Origin of the sequence: Erwinia sp. PPS120, assembly GCF_047918655.1 — a bacterium.
GTDB lineage: Bacteria > Pseudomonadota > Gammaproteobacteria > Enterobacterales > Enterobacteriaceae > Erwinia > Erwinia tasmaniensis_A.
Map to the genome: position 1 here is coordinate 153,842 of NZ_JBLREF010000037.1, position 15,925 is coordinate 169,766.

16 protein-coding genes are annotated in these 15,925 nt (G+C 55.0%); 7 read left to right on the forward strand and 9 right to left on the reverse strand.

Features of this window, described 5'->3' with window-relative positions:
- Nucleotides 1-116 precede the first annotated feature (116 nt).
- A complete protein-coding gene (gene chaB, locus ACLRGG_RS18020) occupies nt 117-344 on the reverse strand; it encodes a putative cation transport regulator ChaB (protein WP_416251050.1) in 228 nt (75 codons plus the stop codon).
- Nucleotides 345-736: 392 nt separating this feature from the next.
- On the opposite strand from chaB, the gene chaA reads away from it, so the two are divergent.
- A complete protein-coding gene (chaA, locus tag ACLRGG_RS18025; protein WP_416251051.1) occupies nt 737-1,828 on the forward strand; it encodes a sodium-potassium/proton antiporter ChaA in 1,092 nt (363 codons plus the stop codon).
- 84 nt (nt 1,829-1,912) lie between these two features.
- Here the strand turns inward: chaA and kdsA are convergent, their stop codons facing one another.
- The 6 genes from kdsA to hemA form a co-directional block, all read right to left on the reverse strand.
- Nucleotides 1,913-2,767 (reverse strand): 3-deoxy-8-phosphooctulonate synthase, encoded by an 855-nt coding sequence (kdsA, locus tag ACLRGG_RS18030; protein ID WP_416251052.1) that lies wholly within the window; start codon nt 2,765-2,767, stop codon nt 1,913-1,915.
- Between the two features lie 86 nt (nt 2,768-2,853).
- The gene (gene sirB1 / locus ACLRGG_RS18035) at nt 2,854-3,663 is read right to left on the reverse strand and encodes an invasion regulator SirB1 (protein ID WP_416251053.1); all 810 of its coding nucleotides are present in this window, start codon (nt 3,661-3,663) and stop codon (nt 2,854-2,856) included.
- On the reverse strand, nt 3,660-4,058 hold the full coding sequence (locus ACLRGG_RS18040; protein WP_416251054.1) for a SirB2 family protein: 399 nt from the start codon (nt 4,056-4,058) through the stop codon (nt 3,660-3,662). The genes sirB1 and ACLRGG_RS18040 overlap by 4 nt, the downstream gene beginning before the upstream one ends.
- A 2-nt stretch (nt 4,059-4,060) precedes the next feature.
- A complete protein-coding gene (prmC, locus tag ACLRGG_RS18045; RefSeq protein ID WP_416251055.1) occupies nt 4,061-4,903 on the reverse strand; it encodes a peptide chain release factor N(5)-glutamine methyltransferase in 843 nt (280 codons plus the stop codon).
- A complete protein-coding gene (gene prfA / locus ACLRGG_RS18050) occupies nt 4,903-5,985 on the reverse strand; it encodes a peptide chain release factor 1 (RefSeq protein ID WP_416251056.1) in 1,083 nt (360 codons plus the stop codon). Before prfA ends, prmC begins: the two co-directional genes overlap by 1 nt.
- 38 nt (nt 5,986-6,023) lie before the next feature.
- Nucleotides 6,024-7,280: a glutamyl-tRNA reductase gene (hemA, locus tag ACLRGG_RS18055; protein ID WP_416251057.1), complete on the reverse strand. Its 1,257-nt coding sequence runs from the start codon at nt 7,278-7,280 to the stop codon at nt 6,024-6,026.
- Between the two features lie 225 nt (nt 7,281-7,505).
- Here hemA and lolB point away from each other — a divergent pair, with 225 nt between their 5' ends.
- From lolB to prs, 3 genes are all read left to right on the forward strand, one after another.
- Nucleotides 7,506-8,129 (forward strand): lipoprotein insertase outer membrane protein LolB, encoded by a 624-nt coding sequence (gene lolB, locus ACLRGG_RS18060; RefSeq protein WP_416251058.1) that lies wholly within the window; start codon nt 7,506-7,508, stop codon nt 8,127-8,129.
- On the forward strand, nt 8,126-9,019 hold the full coding sequence (ispE, locus tag ACLRGG_RS18065; RefSeq protein WP_416251059.1) for a 4-(cytidine 5'-diphospho)-2-C-methyl-D-erythritol kinase: 894 nt from the start codon (nt 8,126-8,128) through the stop codon (nt 9,017-9,019). Before lolB ends, ispE begins: the two co-directional genes overlap by 4 nt.
- A gap of 131 nt (nt 9,020-9,150) precedes the next feature.
- On the forward strand, nt 9,151-10,098 hold the full coding sequence (gene prs / locus ACLRGG_RS18070; RefSeq protein ID WP_156484946.1) for a ribose-phosphate diphosphokinase: 948 nt from the start codon (nt 9,151-9,153) through the stop codon (nt 10,096-10,098).
- Between the two features lie 270 nt (nt 10,099-10,368).
- Here prs and ychH read toward each other — a convergent pair whose 3' ends face one another.
- Complete coding sequence (gene ychH / locus ACLRGG_RS18075) at nt 10,369-10,656, reverse strand: stress-induced protein YchH (protein ID WP_416251071.1); 288 nt, start codon at nt 10,654-10,656, stop codon at nt 10,369-10,371.
- A gap of 272 nt (nt 10,657-10,928) precedes the next feature.
- Between ychH and pth the strand changes: the two genes are divergently transcribed.
- Nucleotides 10,929-11,513 carry an aminoacyl-tRNA hydrolase gene (gene pth / locus ACLRGG_RS18080; RefSeq protein WP_416251060.1) on the forward strand — a complete coding sequence of 195 codons (585 nt, stop codon included), beginning with the start codon at nt 10,929-10,931 and terminating at the stop codon, nt 11,511-11,513.
- Nucleotides 11,514-11,520: 7 nt separating this feature from the next.
- Here the strand turns inward: pth and ACLRGG_RS18085 are convergent, their stop codons facing one another.
- Nucleotides 11,521-13,002 carry a SulP family inorganic anion transporter gene (locus tag ACLRGG_RS18085; RefSeq protein ID WP_416251061.1) on the reverse strand — a complete coding sequence of 494 codons (1,482 nt, stop codon included), beginning with the start codon at nt 13,000-13,002 and terminating at the stop codon, nt 11,521-11,523.
- Between the two features lie 342 nt (nt 13,003-13,344).
- On the opposite strand from ACLRGG_RS18085, the gene ychF reads away from it, so the two are divergent.
- Both ychF and ACLRGG_RS18095 read left to right on the forward strand, forming a co-directional pair.
- Complete coding sequence (ychF, locus tag ACLRGG_RS18090) at nt 13,345-14,436, forward strand: redox-regulated ATPase YchF (RefSeq protein ID WP_416251062.1); 1,092 nt, start codon at nt 13,345-13,347, stop codon at nt 14,434-14,436.
- 214 nt (nt 14,437-14,650) lie between these two features.
- Nucleotides 14,651-15,844, forward strand: coding sequence for a tyrosine-type recombinase/integrase (locus tag ACLRGG_RS18095; protein WP_416251063.1), 1,194 nt, complete (start codon nt 14,651-14,653; stop codon nt 15,842-15,844).
- Nucleotides 15,845-15,925: the final 81 nt, after the last annotated feature.

Here is a 15,925-nt window from a genome sequence, read left to right on the forward strand (position 1 = left end):
GTAATCTTGGGGTTAAAAGGAATTATTTGCTTATGAAGAGCGGCGCTGGCAGGCAGCGCTGCGGGTCGTCCTGCCCTTTACAGGCCAATTCTCCCCTGTTCCCCCGCTTGACAACATTACTTCTTATGCCACTTATCGTCGTCCCCCTTATGGTACTGATGTTTAACCGCAGCCCAGGCAACTTTATGCGCGACCTCCTCCTGCGACTCATTGCCACGACGCTCTTCCTGGTCCTTATATTCCTCCCAGGCGCTGTTAAAGGCGGCCTGATAGATATCCTGCGCGTGTGCGGGTAGCACATTTTTAACGCTATCCGGCAGGGATGATCGGGTTTTATAGGGCATAGGTTATCTCCTCTTTTACACTGCTACCAGCCTGGTAGAGATCCTGCCAGATCGCCAGTTAGTGTTTTATATGTCATTACGCCTGAAAAATGGATAAAGCCTGCATCAGGGGTAATAATCCGGCCTGAAAGGCCCTTTATTTCGCGTATAATCCGCGACAAACCTTTTTAATACCCTATAGGATACAGATAGATAAAATATCTCTCTATCGAAATACCGCCTTCAGCTAAAAACAGAGCCATTCGGTAATATTTCGTAAAATGTCAGGCATTTCACCTCGTCAGGCCTTATACTGCGACCGCTTGTATTATCACCACTTCTTACCATTATTGTAGAAGCTAACGCAGCCATTGCCTCCTGGATTAACTATCAGATAAAAGGGTCAAAAGCCTATGAGTTCGAACGACAGCGGCAAAACACGCCACACTGAGTACTCTCTTATTCTCCCCCTTGCCGCACTGGCCGTACTCTGGTTTTGGGGTGCATCTGGTTCACTGTCCGTTGTGGTAGGAATCAACCTGCTGGCGCTGGTCGCCATCCTGAGCAGCGCCTTTAGCGTAGTGCGTCATGCTGACGTGCTGGCCCATCGACTGGGAGAACCCTACGGCTCCCTGATCCTCAGCCTGTCGGTAGTCATACTTGAAGTCAGCCTGATTTCCGCCCTGATGGCCACGGGAGACGCCGCACCCGCGCTGATGCGCGATACGCTTTACTCAATCATCATGATTGTGACCTGTGGACTGGTGGGGGCCGCACTGCTGCTGGGGGGGCGCAAATTTGCTACCCAGTATGTCAATCTGGCCGGGGTGAAACAGTATCTGATTGCCATTTTCCCACTGGGTATTCTGGTGCTGGTCTTCCCTAACGCGCTGCCCGGTGGAAACTTTACGCCGGGACAGGCGCTGTTAATCTCAGCCCTTTCTGCAGCAATGTATGGCGTATTCCTGCTGATCCAGACCAAGACCCATCAGAGCCTGTTTGTTTACGAGCATGAAGATGAAGGGGACGATCCCCATCATGGCAAACCCTCAGCCCACTCCAGTCTGTGGCATACCATCTGGCTGATTGTCCATCTGGTTGCGGTCATTGCGGTCACCAAGATGAACGCCAACACGCTGGAATCACTGCTGACCGAACTGCATGCGCCTGAGCAGTTTACCGGCTTCCTGGTTGCGCTGCTTATCCTCTCCCCCGAAGGGCTGGGCGCGATTAAAGCCGTACTGGCAAACCAGGTGCAGCGCGCCATGAATCTCTTCTTTGGTTCCGTGCTGGCGACTATCTCTCTGACCGTTCCGGCCGTTACCATTATTGCTACCCTCACCGGTCAGCAATTGATATTTGGGCTTGAGTCCTCGCAAATGGTGGTGATGGTGGCCGCCCTGCTGCTGTGTCAGATCTCGTTCTCAACCGGACGAACCAATGTACTGAATGGCGCCGCGCACCTGGCGCTGTTTGTCGGGTATCTGATGACCATTATGCTTTAGCCGTAAGGAAGGGATGTAAAGCTTTTGCAGCGCGGGAACGTGCACAGTAAAGCGGGCGCCGGGATGGCGCCCGCTTTATTTCAACTAGCTGCTGGTATCCAGCGCGGGGAAGTTCTTCACCAGATCGTCGATAGCTTTAATCTGTGAAAGGAATGGCTCAAGCTTATCAAGCGGCAGCGCTGACGGGCCGTCGCATTTTGCGTTAGCCGGATCCGGGTGCGCTTCAATAAACAGGCCTGCCAGCCCAACGGCCATACCGGCACGGGCCAGTTCGGTGACCTGACCACGACGGCCACCCGACGCGGAGCCAAAGGGGTCGCGACACTGGAGCGCATGGGTCACATCAAAAATGACCGGACTGCCGTGAGAGACCTGCTTCATAACGTTAAAGCCGAGCATATCCACAACCAGGTTATCGTAGCCAAAGTTGGCACCGCGATCGCACAGGATCACCTGCTCGTTGCCGCCCTCGGCAAATTTCTCAACAATATTTCCCATCTGCCCTGGGCTGACAAACTGCGGTTTCTTCACGTTGATCACCGCGCCGGTTTTCGCCATGGCTTCCACCAGGTCGGTCTGACGGGCAAGGAAGGCGGGCAGCTGAATAACATCCACCACGTCGGCCACGGCCTGCGCCTGGCTGGCTTCATGCACGTCGGTAATGATTTTCACGCCAAAAGCCTGCTTCAGCTCCAGGAAAATTTTCATCCCCTCTTCCAGTCCCGGCCCACGGTAGGAGCGAATGGAGGAGCGGTTGGCCTTATCAAAAGAGGCTTTAAAAACGTAAGGAATACCCAGCTTCTGCGTGACGGTGACGTAATGTTCGCAAATACGCATCGCCAGATCGCGCGATTCCAGCACGTTCATGCCACCAAACAGGACGAACGGCAGATCGTTACCGACCCTGATATCACCAATGTTAACCACTTTTTGTTTCATGTCATCGCCTTATCCATGCAGAAATAGTCGCCCGCCACTTTCACACAGTCGCGCGTTGGCACCCTGGTGACGGCGGCAAACACAGATTAGTGCAGCGTAATCTGCTTTTGTTCAATTGAGTGGATCTGTAGCTTAATCATTTCGCTAACCGGATCTTCCGGGCACTGTTCAACAAAATAGGCCAGATCGTTTAGCGCAATATGTTCGCAATCCAGCTGGGCAAAAATCAGCCCGCGATCGCGGATTTCATAGGGATCTTCCGGATCCATCTGCACCAGCAACTGACTGACCTGCAGCGCCAGCTCCATCTGCTTCTCTTCCATCAGCGCGGACTTTAAGGTGTCCAGCATTTTGCTTAATACCAGATGCGGCTCCGCTTCCTGCAGATCGTCATCATACAGCTCGGCTATCGGCCCAATATTCCCCTTCAGCCACACTTCCAGCGTATGTTCGCTCAGCGTTTCGCCATCGAAAGGGTTAATCAGCCACATCTCTTCATCCAGCCAGTCCGCCCGCAGGATCAGCTGCGTGGGGAAAATAACCGGCATCAGCGGCAGAGAAAGTTCTCTGGCAATATGCAGGAAAATGACCCCCAGCGACACGGCCGTGCCCTGCCGTGTTTTCAGTACATTGTCCAGCCACAGCGTATCCGACAGGCGATAAACGCCGCTCGCACCGCCAAAACCCCATGTCTGCCAAAACAGCTCAATCAGCTTTTCCAGCTTTTGATCCTGTTCTAACTGACCCGGTAGCTGGTCGCGGGCCTCTTTCACCAGCGCAGCCAGCTGCTTATGAACGTCACCAGCAGGAAAATCGGGGCGAATCGCCTGCATCGCGGCGATCACCGCCTCACAGAGCGGAAGCGCTGTGAGATCTACATTTGCTATCGACGTCATAAAATCCCCAACAGTGGCACTTTGGTTGTAGCCAGTCTGTAAATAATCACCAGCGTTGCAACCGCCACAATAAACGCAATCCAGCGTACTTTTTGCGCCCGGGGGCGCCGCCCGAGGGCCACGAATCCGAGCGCAATATAGATAATAACGCCAAACAGCTTCTCAGTCAGCCAGGCTCCCTGAGGCGTAAACGGGTAAAAATGCGTTATTACCACCAACAGAATACCTGAAAGCAGCAGCAGCGTATCGTTCAGATGTGGCACGATCCGCACCCAGCGCTGCTGTAGCATCACCGAACCGCGCTGGAGCCAGTAAAAACGCAGCACAAGCATCAGCGCGGTAATCCCCACGGTCAGAAGATGAAGGTTTTTAATCAGGCTGTACCATGCGATCATGTTTAGTTCCTCTGTAAGGGAGTCTGTGCACGGGTGACGCGGTCATTCCCGCCGTAATCCTGCAGGGTGTCCACCTGTACAAAGTGATTTTCAAGTAAAATACGCCGTACCCGCTTCGCCTGCTGCCAGCCGTGCTCAAGCAGGAGCCAGCCGCCGGGGAGCAAATACCTTGCGGCCTGAGCCGCGATCAGCACGATGTCAGCCAGGCCATTATCGTCAGCGATCAGCGCGCTGGCTGGCTCAAAGCGTACATCGCCCTGCTGCAAATGGACGTCATCGCGATCAATATAGGGTGGATTACTGACAATAAGATTGAAGTGAGACGCCTCCAGGGCGCTAAACCAGTCGCTGAGGCAAAAAGTGGCGTTGGTCATGCCCAGGCGCTGCCCGTTGCGCTCCGCCAGCCTGACGGCGCCAGGGATGCGGTCCACACCGGTCACGCGGCAGTCGGGCCGCTCGCTGGCGATCGCCAGTGCGACGGCGCCGGTCCCGGTGCCCAGATCAAGCACCGTCGCAGGCGTAGTCGGCAGATGCTGCAACGCCTGTTCAACCAGAAGCTCGGTATCAGGCCGGGGGATCAGCGTCTCAGGGGAAACCAGCAGGGAAAGGGACCAGAATTCGCGCTCACCGGTCAGATAAGCTACCGGCTCGCCGCCAGCCCGGCGCAGCAGCAGCGCCTCCAGCTGTGTCAGCTGCTCAGGGCTGAGCAGCTGGTCGTCAAAGGCCATCAGCCAGCTGCGGGATTTGCCGGTGACGAATCCCAGCAAAATTTGTGCATCGCGCTTCGCGCTGTCACTGCCCGGCAGGCGGGCAATGGCGGCGCGCAGCCACTGACGAATTTCCATTAATCCTGCTCGGACAGCGCAGCCAGCTGGTCCGCCTGATATTCCTGAACGATAGGTTCAATCAGCATATCAAGCTTACCCTGCATCGCCTCATCCAGACGGTAAAGCGTCAGGTTAATGCGGTGATCGGTTATGCGCCCCTGCGGATAGTTATAGGTGCGGTTGCGGTCCGAGCGGTCACCGCTGCCCAGCAGGTTGCGGCGCGTGGAGGCCTCTTCCAGCTGGCGTTTGGCCATTTCGGCCGCACGAATACGCGCACCCAGCACCGCCAGCGCTTTGGCTTTGTTTTTATGCTGCGAACGCTCATCCTGACACTCCACCACGATGCCGGTTGGCAGGTGGGTAATACGGATGGCGGAATCGGTGGTGTTAACGTGCTGACCGCCCGCGCCCGAGGAGCGGAAGGTATCGATTTTCAGATCACCCGGATTGATATCCGGCAGTTCGGCCTCCGGCAGCTCGGGCATAATCGCCACGGTGCAGGCGGAGGTGTGAATACGCCCCTGCGATTCCGTTTCCGGTACGCGCTGAACGCGATGGCCGCCGGATTCAAACTTCAGACGGCCATAGGCGCCGTCGCCAATGACTTTGGCGATCACTTCTTTATAGCCGCCGTGCTCGCCTTCGTTGGCGCTGAGTACCTCTATCTTCCAGCGGCGGGCTTCAGCGTAGCGGCTGTACATGCGGAACAGATCGCCCGCGAAAATCGCCGCTTCATCGCCGCCGGTTCCCGCGCGCACTTCCAGATAGCAGTTGCGCTCATCGTCGGGGTCTTTCGGCAGCAAAAGCACCTGTAGCGCCTGCTCAAGCCCTTCGCTGGCCGCCTGAGCCTCTTTCAGCTCATCCTGTGCCATATCACGCATTTCAGGATCCGCCAGCATCTCTTCTGCGGTGGCGATATCATCCTGAGTCTGCTGCCAGCGACGGAAACACTGGCTCACGTCGGTCAACTGAGCATATTCCCGCGACAGTGCGCGGAAACGCTCCTGATCGGCAATTACCCCCGCATCCCCCAGCATAACCTCCACTTCTTCGTGGCGTTCCTGCAGGGCTTCCAGTTTGGCAACAATAGAAGGCTTCATTAGTCTTGTTTTACCTTGTATTCAAAGAGGCGAAAACGCTAATCCAGCCCGAGGCTGTCGCGTAAAATCTGCAGGCGTTCGGTATCCCCATCACGGGCAGCCTGCTGAAGAGATTTGGTTGGAGCGTGGATCAAACGGTTGGTCAGCTTGTGCGCCATTTCGCGCAGCACCTGCTGAGGGTCGCCGCCCTGCGCAAGGGCGGCCAGCGCACGCTCTTCAAGGCCGATACGCACTTCATCAGCCTGAGCACGATAGTCGCGGATGGTTTCAACGGCGCTTTGCGCGCGCAGCCACGACATAAACTCGCCGCTCTCCTGCAGGACAATGGTCTCGGCTTCTATTGCCGCGGCCTTACGCTGGGCCATATTACTTTCGATAATCGCCTGAAGGTCGTCCACGCTGTAAAGATAGGCATTCGCCAGCTTGCCGACTTCCGGCTCGACGTCGCGCGGAACCGCAATATCAACCAGCAGCATCGGCTGATTACGGCGCTGCTTCAGCGCACGCTCAACCATGCCTTTACCGATGATCGGCAGCGGGCTGGCGGTGGAGCTGATGATAATATCGGCTTCGGCCAGACGCGAGTCGATCTCCGCCAGGCCAATCACTTCGGCCCCCACCTCGCTGGCCAGAGTCTGTGCGCGCTCACGGGTGCGGTTGGCGATAATCAGCTTTTGCACGTCATGCTGACGAAGATGACGGGCCGCCAGCTCAATTGTTTCGCCCGCCCCCACCAGCATCACGGTTACCGTCGCCAGGGATTCGAAAATTTGCCGCGCCAGCGTACAGGCGGCAAAGGCAACGGAGACGGCACTGGCGCCGATTTCGGTTTCCGTCCGTACGCGTTTAGCAACCGAGAAAGACTTCTGGAACATTCTCTCCAGCTCACTGGAGTGGGAGTGCCCGCGATGGGAGTCAGCATAGGCCTTCTTCACCTGCCCCAGGATCTGCGGCTCGCCCAGTACCAGTGAGTCCAGCCCGCTGGCCACGCGCATCAGATGACTGACCGCCTCATCGCCCTGATGCCAGTAGAGACTTTTGCGCACGTCATCGGCGCTCAGGCCGTGGTAGTCACACAGCCACTTCACCAGCTGTTCCTGCAGATTTTCCTGCTGTTCGACGCTTAAGTATAACTCGGTCCGGTTACAGGTAGACAGCACGACGCCGCCCTGCACCAGCGGCTGAGCCAGCAGGCTGTTAAGGGCCTGATCCAACGTCTCCGGCGAGAACGTAACGCGTTCACGCAGGGCAACGGGAGCCGTTTTATGATTTATTCCGAGTGCCAGCAACGTCATGGTGATTGGTTGGGGATATCCCACTGTTGATAGGGTTTTGTGAGGCGCATTCTACAAGATGCGCGAGATCAAGAAAAGCCATCCTTCGCCACAGGCTGTAACAAGATATAGCCATTGAGGGGCAAATAAGACAAATTGAGCATTGACCACATGCCGTTGAATAGATAGCGTGGACGGTTACTTTGGGCATGAACGCCCGTGATAAGTCTGAGGAGCTGACCCCCTATGTTTATGCAGAATCGCCGCCTGATGCGGCTTCTCCCGCTTGCCAGCGTCCTGCTGGCTGCCTGTAGCGTTAATAAACCCCAGGGGCCAGGGCAGAGTATTACCTCTCCACAATGGCAACAGCACCAGCAATCCGTTGAGAAAATTACTCATTATCAAACCCGTGGCGCTTTTGCCTATCTCTCCGATAGCCAAAAAGTTTACGCCCGTTTTAACTGGCAGCAAACCGCGCCCGATCGCTACCGCCTGCTGTTAACCAACCCGCTCGGCAGCACCGAACTGCAGCTGGACGCGCAGGGCAGCGTGGTGCAGCTGGTGGATAACAAAGGCAAGCGCTACGTCAGCAACGATGCGGAAAAAATGATCTCGCAGCTTACCGGCATGGACATTCCACTCAACAGCCTGCGTCAGTGGATCCTCGGCCTGCCGGGCGACTCAACAGACTATGCGCTGGATGACCAGTATCGTCTGCGCCAGGTGAACTACAGCCGTAACGGTCAGAAGTGGACCGTCACCTATCAGGGATATGACAACAAACTTGCTCCCACCCTGCCCTCAAATCTGGAGCTCCAGGAAGGCAACCAGCGTATCAAGCTGAAGATGGACAGCTGGACGGTAAAATGAAACCTGGCGATATTCAGCCGGTGCTGAGCCGCACGACGTGGCCTGCCCCCGCTAAACTCAACCTGTTTCTCTATATCACCGGTCGTCGGCCTGACGGTTATCATGACCTGCAAACGCTGTTTCAGTTTCTGGACTACGGTGACGAACTGACGTTTGAACCCAACGCCAGCGGCAGAATCAGCCTGGTTACGCCCGTTGCGGGCGTGGCCGAAGAAAATAATCTGATCTTCCGCGCGGCTTCGCTACTGAAGGAAAGCGCCCTGCGGGCAGGGCGTATTTCAACCGGGGCGGGCGTCAGGATCAGCCTTGAAAAACGGCTGCCGATGGGGGGGGGATTGGGCGGCGGTTCGTCCGATGCGGCCACCGTGCTGGTGGCGCTCAATCATCTGTGGCAAACGGGCTTTGCGCCTGAACAACTTTCTGCGCTGGGCCTGACGCTGGGCGCTGATGTGCCGGTTTTTGTGCAGGGTTTTGCCGCCTTTGCAGAAGGGGTTGGCGAGCAGCTAACGCCGGTTCATCCGGAGGAGAAATGGTACCTGGTGCTGCATCCCGGCGTGAACATTTCCACGCCGGTCGTTTTCAACGATCCCGAGCTTCATCGCAGCACGCCGGTACGGGAAATCAGTCAGTTATTACGGGCTGATTTCAGCAATGATTGTGAGCCAGTAGTAAGAAAACGTTTTCGTGAGGTTGAACAGCTTGTTTCCTGGCTGCTAGAATACGCGCCGTCGCGCCTGACGGGAACGGGCGCTTGTGTGTTTGCCGAATTCGACACCGAGTGCTCTGCCCGCCAGGTGTTTGAGCTGGCTTCAGAAAAGTGGCCGGGGTTTGTCGCGCGAGGCGTTAACATCTCGCCGCTGCACCGCCGCCTTTCTGAGTCATCAGAGTAAGTTGTCGCATCGCCCGTTCCTGATGCGCAGGCTACTCTTTACTACACCCGTATGAACCCGTCAGCGGTATACCGCCCAGTGCCGCTAACGATGTTGTTCATTCTCTGGACGCAAAGCCTGAGGTTCTTCTCGTGCCTGATATGAAGCTTTTTGCTGGTAACGCCACCCCGGAACTAGCACAACGTATTGCCAACCGCCTTTACACGAGCCTGGGCGACGCCGCCGTCGGTCGTTTCAGTGATGGTGAAGTGAGCGTACAAATTAACGAAAATGTACGCGGTGGTGATATTTTCATCATCCAGTCCACCTGTGCCCCTACCAATGACAACCTGATGGAACTGGTTGTGATGGTTGATGCCCTGCGTCGCGCTTCCGCTGGCCGTATTACCGCCGTTATCCCCTACTTTGGCTATGCCCGTCAGGATCGTCGCGTGCGTTCTGCCCGCGTCCCTATTACCGCCAAAGTGGTTGCTGACTTCCTTTCCAGCGTCGGTGTTGACCGCGTCCTGACCGTGGATCTGCATGCAGAGCAGATTCAGGGCTTCTTTGACGTCCCGGTTGATAACGTATTTGGTAGCCCAATCCTGCTGGAAGATATGCTGCAGATTGGTCTGGTGAATCCGATTGTGGTTTCCCCGGATATCGGCGGCGTGGTTCGCGCCCGTGCTATCGCCAAGCTGCTGAACGATACCGACATGGCTATCATCGACAAGCGTCGTCCGCGTGCTAACGTCTCTCAGGTGATGCACATCATCGGTGACGTGGCGGGCCGCGACTGCGTATTGGTTGACGATATGATCGATACCGGCGGCACACTGTGTAAGGCTGCCGAGGCGCTGAAGGAACGAGGTGCCAAACGCGTATTCGCCTACGCCACGCACCCTATTTTCTCAGGTAATGCGGTAGAAAATCTGCGTCATTCGGTGATTGATGAAGTGGTGGTTTGCGACACCATTCCGCTGCCGGAAGAGATCAAGGCGCTGCCAAACGTGCGTACCCTTACGCTCTCTGGCATGCTGGCTGAAGCGATTCGTCGCATCAGCAATGAAGAGTCTATTTCTGCGATGTTCGAGCATTAATAAACGCGGGACGGGTTGGCCCGTCCCACTTCTTTCACGCTATCTGCATAGCCAACGCTGGCCGTCCCTGCCACCCGGTTCCCACCGACGAATACCGATCCCCTTTAAACGCTGGCGTTTATGCCCTTCTGCCAGCACGTGAATACAGTGTCACTTTAACTGTGAGCTATTACGACAGTTCTATAAAAACGAAGCTGTGCAGGGATCGGGAAGGGCTTTATCAAATCCCAGTGCCACAGCGCCCCTTTCCGGAGCGCTGTGGGGGCAGAATTAATGATGTCCGTGATGGGTGCCGGAAGGACGACGGCAGCGCTCATCGCCATAATGGCGCACCCAGTAGTAGTGATCGGTTATCTTTTCACGTCCGCTAATGCGCGCGCCAGCCAGCCACAGCAGCGCGCCGATGAAAATGCTAAGTATTGAGCCCTGGATCATCAGCTGCGGCATCTGGAGCTGAGGAAGCTGGTTCAGTACGGCAAAAGCAATGCCAGCCAGCATCACTACCAAACCCAGTACCATCAGCACGTTACCCGCATAATGAGCATGTTTACGTTTCATCATCCACCTCCAGAAGCAAAACGGGGCATAACCCACCCCAAAGTACGATAAGTTTACCTAATGGATTACTGGGCTGGTGCGGGTGCGATCACATTTATTGCTTAAAGTTTGACATAACTTTACGTCTAAAGGACTGTTTTACTATAGAAAACTTATTATCACGCAGGGCGATTAGTGTGGCTTCCGTCACATGACTGCGCGTTACTTTGAGTTCTGCCGTTGTGCCAGGTACACTAGCCTCCTGATAACGCATTCTTCAGGAACAGAGACAAGTGAGCAGCATTAAACTGATTGTGGGCCTTGCCAATCCCGGCGCTGAATATGCCGCAACCCGCCACAACGCCGGAGCCTGGTACGTTGATCTCCTGGCTGAACGACACAACCAGTCCCTAAAGGAAGAGAGCAAATTCTACGGCTACACCGCCCGCCTGAACCTGGGTGGCAATGACGTTCGCCTGCTGGTGCCCACCACCTTTATGAACCTGAGCGGTAAAGCCGTTGCCGCGATGGCAACCTTTTACCGCATCGCGCCGGAAGAGATTCTGGTGGCGCATGATGAGCTGGACCTGCTTCCCGGTATCGCAAAGTTTAAACAGGGTGGCGGCCACGGCGGTCATAACGGGCTGAAGGATATCATCAGCAAGCTGGGCAACAGCCAGGACTTCCACCGCCTGCGCATTGGCATTGGGCATCCCGGCGATCGTAATAAAGTGGTGGGATTTGTACTGGGTAAACCTCAGGCCGCCGAGCAGGCGCTTATCGACAGTGCGACAGATGAGGCTGCCCGCTGCACCGAGCTCTGGCTGAAGGAAGATAAGCTGAAGGCGATGAATCGCCTTCACGCGTTTAAAGCCTGATGCGATATTAGTCGCTGTCTGCCGCCACCTGATAGTCAGGGTCATCCAGCTCATGGCTGCAGAACGGGCCCGCTTTCTTCAGCAGGCTGATGCAGTCACGGCTGAGATGCCGCAGCCTGACGCTGCGTCCCGCCTCCACGTAGCGGCTGGTGAGTTTATCAATCGCCTCCACGCCGCTCGAATCCATCACCCGCGTATGGGCAAAATCAATCACTACCGCCTCGCAATCCTGCTCCGGGTGAAACAATTCGTTAAAGCTGGCAGCCGAACCAAAGAATAGCGGCCCTTCGAGCCGGTACGTCTTCACGCCCTCTTCTTCCCGCTGCTCTGCGATGGTAATGCGCGCATGCTGCCAGGCAAACACCAGCGCCGAGATAATCACGCCGCAGATCACCGCCATGGCCAGATCGGTATAGATGGTCACCAGGGTAACAGCGACCATGATCACCGCATCCGGCTTTGGCATGCGCTTAAGGCGACGCAGCGAGGTCCATTCAAAGGTATTAATGCAGACCACAAACATAATACCGGCCAGCGCGGCCACCGGCAGCAGCGCGATATATTTCGACAGGCTGATAACAAACAGGATCAGCAGAACGGCCCCAACCAGATTGGACATCCGTCCGCGACCGCCGGAGGTAAAGTTAATAATCGACTGACCGATCATCGCACAGCCAGCGAAGCTGCCGAAGAAGCCGCAAAGAGTGTTACCAATGCCCTGTGCGACGCACTCCCGGTTTCCGTTGCCCTTTTTACTGCCCATATCGTCCAGTACCGCGAGGGTCAGCAGCGACTCAATCAGCCCTACCAGCGCAATAATCACCGAATAGGGCAGCACCACTTTTAGCGTGGCCCAGCTCAGCGGTGCCTCCGGCAGGTGGAATAAAGGCAGCGTACCGGAGATATCGGCCAGGTCTCCGACGCGTTTGGTATCCAGGCCAAACCCGATGGCAATGGCGCTGATCGCAATCAGCGCGGCCAGCGAACCGGGGATGACGCGGGTAAACTTTGGAAACAGCCAGACAATCAGCATCGCCAGCGCGACCAGACCGTACATCACTGGCCCCTGATGTTTAATCATCGGGATTTGCGCCAGAGCGATAACAATCGCCAGCCCGTTCACGAAACCGTAAATCGCCGGCTGCGGCACCAGCCGGATAAACTTGCCCAGCCGAAACAGGCCAATTGCCAGCTGAATAACACCGGCGAAAATCGTCGCCAGCAGCACATACTGATAGCCATGGGTTTGGATCAGACCGATCAGTACCACGATTATCGATCCGGCTGCGCCTGAAATCATGCCCGGCTTACCGCCAAAGAAGGCGGTGACCAGCCCGAGGATAAACGCGGTGTGCAGACCAATCGTGGGCGACAGGCCGGCCAGCAGCGAGAAGGCCGTCGCTTCCGGGATTAGCGCTACCGAGACAACGGCACCGGCCAGCACGTCGTTTTTAACGTCCGTTGCCTTAAGGTTGCTGAAATTAAACATACTTTTTCCAATATTATTAAGTTATGCCACGCCTGCACCGCTTTAAACATTACGGTGAGAAATATCACATGTGGAGAGAGCCGTGCGGTGAAAGGAAGCACTCAGGATGGCGTAAGCAGGAAGCCCGGCATCCGCTTGCGTCTCCGTTAATTGTAAAGTCCGGTCAGTATCAGGAAATGTGAAGTGGATCTCAACTCATTTCCTGACGGGCCGGAGAGAAATCGCCCCCATCGCAGCGATAATTACGTGTATAATGCGCGGAAACTTTTAGTGTTACTCAACATCGATTGCCCGGAATCGGTTATATCTGCCGGGCGATCAAGCAATTAAGGTGATTCAAACATGGGATTCAAATGCGGTATTGTGGGCCTGCCGAACGTCGGAAAATCGACTCTGTTCAATGCGTTAACCAAAGCGGGCATCGAAGCAGCTAACTTCCCGTTCTGTACCATTGAGCCAAACACCGGCGTGGTGCCAATGCCTGATTCCCGTCTGGATAAGCTGGCGGAAATCGTTAAGCCACAGCGTATCCTGCCGACCACCATGGAATTCGTCGATATCGCCGGCCTGGTGAAAGGCGCCTCGAAAGGCGAAGGTCTGGGTAATCAGTTCCTGACCAACATCCGCGAAACCGAAGCTATCGGCCACGTGGTACGCTGCTTCGAGAATGACAACATCATCCACGTGAATAACAAGGTCGATCCGGCTGACGATATTGACGTTATCAATACCGAGCTGGCGCTTTCTGACCTGGATACCTGTGAACGTGCGCTGCAGCGCGTGCAGAAAAAAGCTAAGGGCGGCGACAAGGACGCGAAGGCCGAGCAGGCCGCGCTGGAGAAGTGCCTGCCGCACCTTTCCAATGCCGGTATGCTGCGCTCGCTGGATCTTAACGACGATGACAGAGCGGCCATCCGCCACCTGAGCTTCCTGACCCTGAAGCCCACCATGTATATTGCCAACGTTAACGAAGACGGCTTCGAGAACAATCCTTACCTCGACAAAGTCCGTGAAATCGCCGATGCCGAAGGCTCAGTGGTGGTTGCCGTGTGTGCGGCAGTTGAATCCGATATCGCCGAGCTGGAAGACGCCGATCGCGAAGAGTTTATGGCCGAGCTGGGCATTGAAGAGCCAGGCCTGAACCGCGTGATCCGCGCGGGCTATGCCCTGCTGAATCTGCAAACCTACTTTACCGCAGGCGTGAAGGAGGTTCGTGCCTGGACCATCCCGGTCGGCGCTACCGCTCCACAGGCCGCCGGTAAGATCCACACCGACTTCGAGAAGGGCTTTATCCGCGCCCAGACCATCGCCTATGAAGATTTCATCACCTACAAGGGTGAACAGGGCGCGAAAGAAGCCGGTAAGATGCGCTCCGAAGGCAAAGAGTACATCGTTAAAGATGGCGACGTGATGAACTTCCTGTTTAACGTCTAAATAAGTTTTGTGGTCTTATGAGGTTTCACTGAATCTCATAGAAACGGTAAAACTCTATAAAATCCACGCAATTGCGTGGATTTTTCATTTCATACTGTCTCAATTCATCTCGTAACAACGCTATTAAAAATGAGTACATGGATGAGTACAATATTCTTCCATCTTCATTTTAAGTGAGTACAATAACGGTATAATAAATACACAAGGCCCCGTTATGCTCACCGATACGCAATGCCGCACTGCCAAGCCGAAAGAAAAACTCTATCGGCTCAATGATTTCAATGGTCTCTACCTCGAAGTGAAACCTAATGGCAAAAAGGCATGGCGTTATCGATTTAAACTCAACGGTAAATCCAGTATGTTTGCGCTAGGTGAGTACCCGACGGTCAAACTTGCCGAAGCTCGCGAGAAATGCGAGCAAGCGCGAAAGCAGGTCGCGGATGGAGTTAGCCCAACACAAGCTCGTCAGTTAGATAAGATTCGCAAGGTCAACGATGCATCCAACACCTTTGAGCTAATCGCCAAAGAGTGGTTGCAGATGAAAGACTGGGCCGAAATAACCAAAACGCGGCGACTGGATATGCTTGAACGTGTGGTTTTCCCCGCAATCGGTAAGCTCCCGGTCAGAGAGATCACCCCATACCACATTCTTAAAATTCTTCAGGAAACTGCTAAACGAGGAGCACCGACAGTTGCCGCTGAAGCCCGCCGCACCATTTCATCCGTTTTTGAACTGGCGGTGGCGACGCTCAGAGCAGATAGCGATCCTGTCTGGTCAGTGCGTAAGGCGATTCCGGCGAATAAGACACAGCACAAACAGGCATTAAACCCACAGCAAATCGGGAAGCTATTAAGCTGTTTTGATAACAGTCGTGGCTCATACCAGGTTAACTATTGCATGTGGCTCATGTGGTGGACATTAGCGCGTCCTGCAGAAGCCACCGAAGCTGAATGGACAGAATTCGATCTTGACAACGCCCTGTGGACCATTCCGGCAGCGCGGATGAAAGCTCGCAGAGAACATGTTATTCCCCTACCCTTCCAAGCTGTCAAAATGCTCAGAACACTACAGGGATTAACCGGGCATCGGCAGCACCTTTTCCCGGGCAGAGATAATCCGCTAGGTGCAATGACATCGCACTCGCTGCGCCAGCTACTTAAAAGCCTCGGATGGAGTGGCATTTATAGCCCCCATGCTACCCGAACTACAGGAAGTACGCGTTTAAACGAAATGGGCTATCGACCTGATGCTATTGAGGCCCAACTTGCGCACGCTGATACCAACAATGTTCGTCGCACATACAACCATGCAACTTATCTTGATGAGCGAAAGGTTATGATGCAAGACTGGGCAGATAAACTTGAAGGATGGGTAGGAAGCACACACAGCAATATTGATGTTTCGTAAACTGTATTAGCTCAGACCTGATCTGACAGTTACCGGTTATTTATACAGGTGTCCGTCAGATTACATCTGGTTTAAATTTTT

What these genes read in the sequence shown, in the direction of transcription:
- chaB (WP_416251050.1), bottom strand. Translation starts at nt 344, where the DNA reads ATGCCCTATAAAACCCGATCATCCCTGCCGGATAGCGTTAAAAATGTG.
- chaA (WP_416251051.1), top strand. Translation starts at nt 737, where the DNA reads ATGAGTTCGAACGACAGCGGCAAAACACGCCACACTGAGTACTCTCTT.
- kdsA (WP_416251052.1), bottom strand. Translation starts at nt 2,767, where the DNA reads ATGAAACAAAAAGTGGTTAACATTGGTGATATCAGGGTCGGTAACGAT.
- sirB1 (WP_416251053.1), bottom strand. Translation starts at nt 3,663, where the DNA reads ATGACGTCGATAGCAAATGTAGATCTCACAGCGCTTCCGCTCTGTGAG.
- ACLRGG_RS18040 (WP_416251054.1), bottom strand. Translation starts at nt 4,058, where the DNA reads ATGATCGCATGGTACAGCCTGATTAAAAACCTTCATCTTCTGACCGTG.
- prmC (WP_416251055.1), bottom strand. Translation starts at nt 4,903, where the DNA reads ATGGAAATTCGTCAGTGGCTGCGCGCCGCCATTGCCCGCCTGCCGGGC.
- prfA (WP_416251056.1), bottom strand. Translation starts at nt 5,985, where the DNA reads ATGAAGCCTTCTATTGTTGCCAAACTGGAAGCCCTGCAGGAACGCCAC.
- hemA (WP_416251057.1), bottom strand. Translation starts at nt 7,280, where the DNA reads ATGACGTTGCTGGCACTCGGAATAAATCATAAAACGGCTCCCGTTGCC.
- lolB (WP_416251058.1), top strand. Translation starts at nt 7,506, where the DNA reads ATGTTTATGCAGAATCGCCGCCTGATGCGGCTTCTCCCGCTTGCCAGC.
- ispE (WP_416251059.1), top strand. Translation starts at nt 8,126, where the DNA reads ATGAAACCTGGCGATATTCAGCCGGTGCTGAGCCGCACGACGTGGCCT.
- ychH (WP_416251071.1), bottom strand. Translation starts at nt 10,656, where the DNA reads ATGAAACGTAAACATGCTCATTATGCGGGTAACGTGCTGATGGTACTG.
- ACLRGG_RS18085 (WP_416251061.1), bottom strand. Translation starts at nt 13,002, where the DNA reads ATGTTTAATTTCAGCAACCTTAAGGCAACGGACGTTAAAAACGACGTG.
- ychF (WP_416251062.1), top strand. Translation starts at nt 13,345, where the DNA reads ATGGGATTCAAATGCGGTATTGTGGGCCTGCCGAACGTCGGAAAATCG.
- ACLRGG_RS18095 (WP_416251063.1), top strand. Translation starts at nt 14,651, where the DNA reads ATGCTCACCGATACGCAATGCCGCACTGCCAAGCCGAAAGAAAAACTC.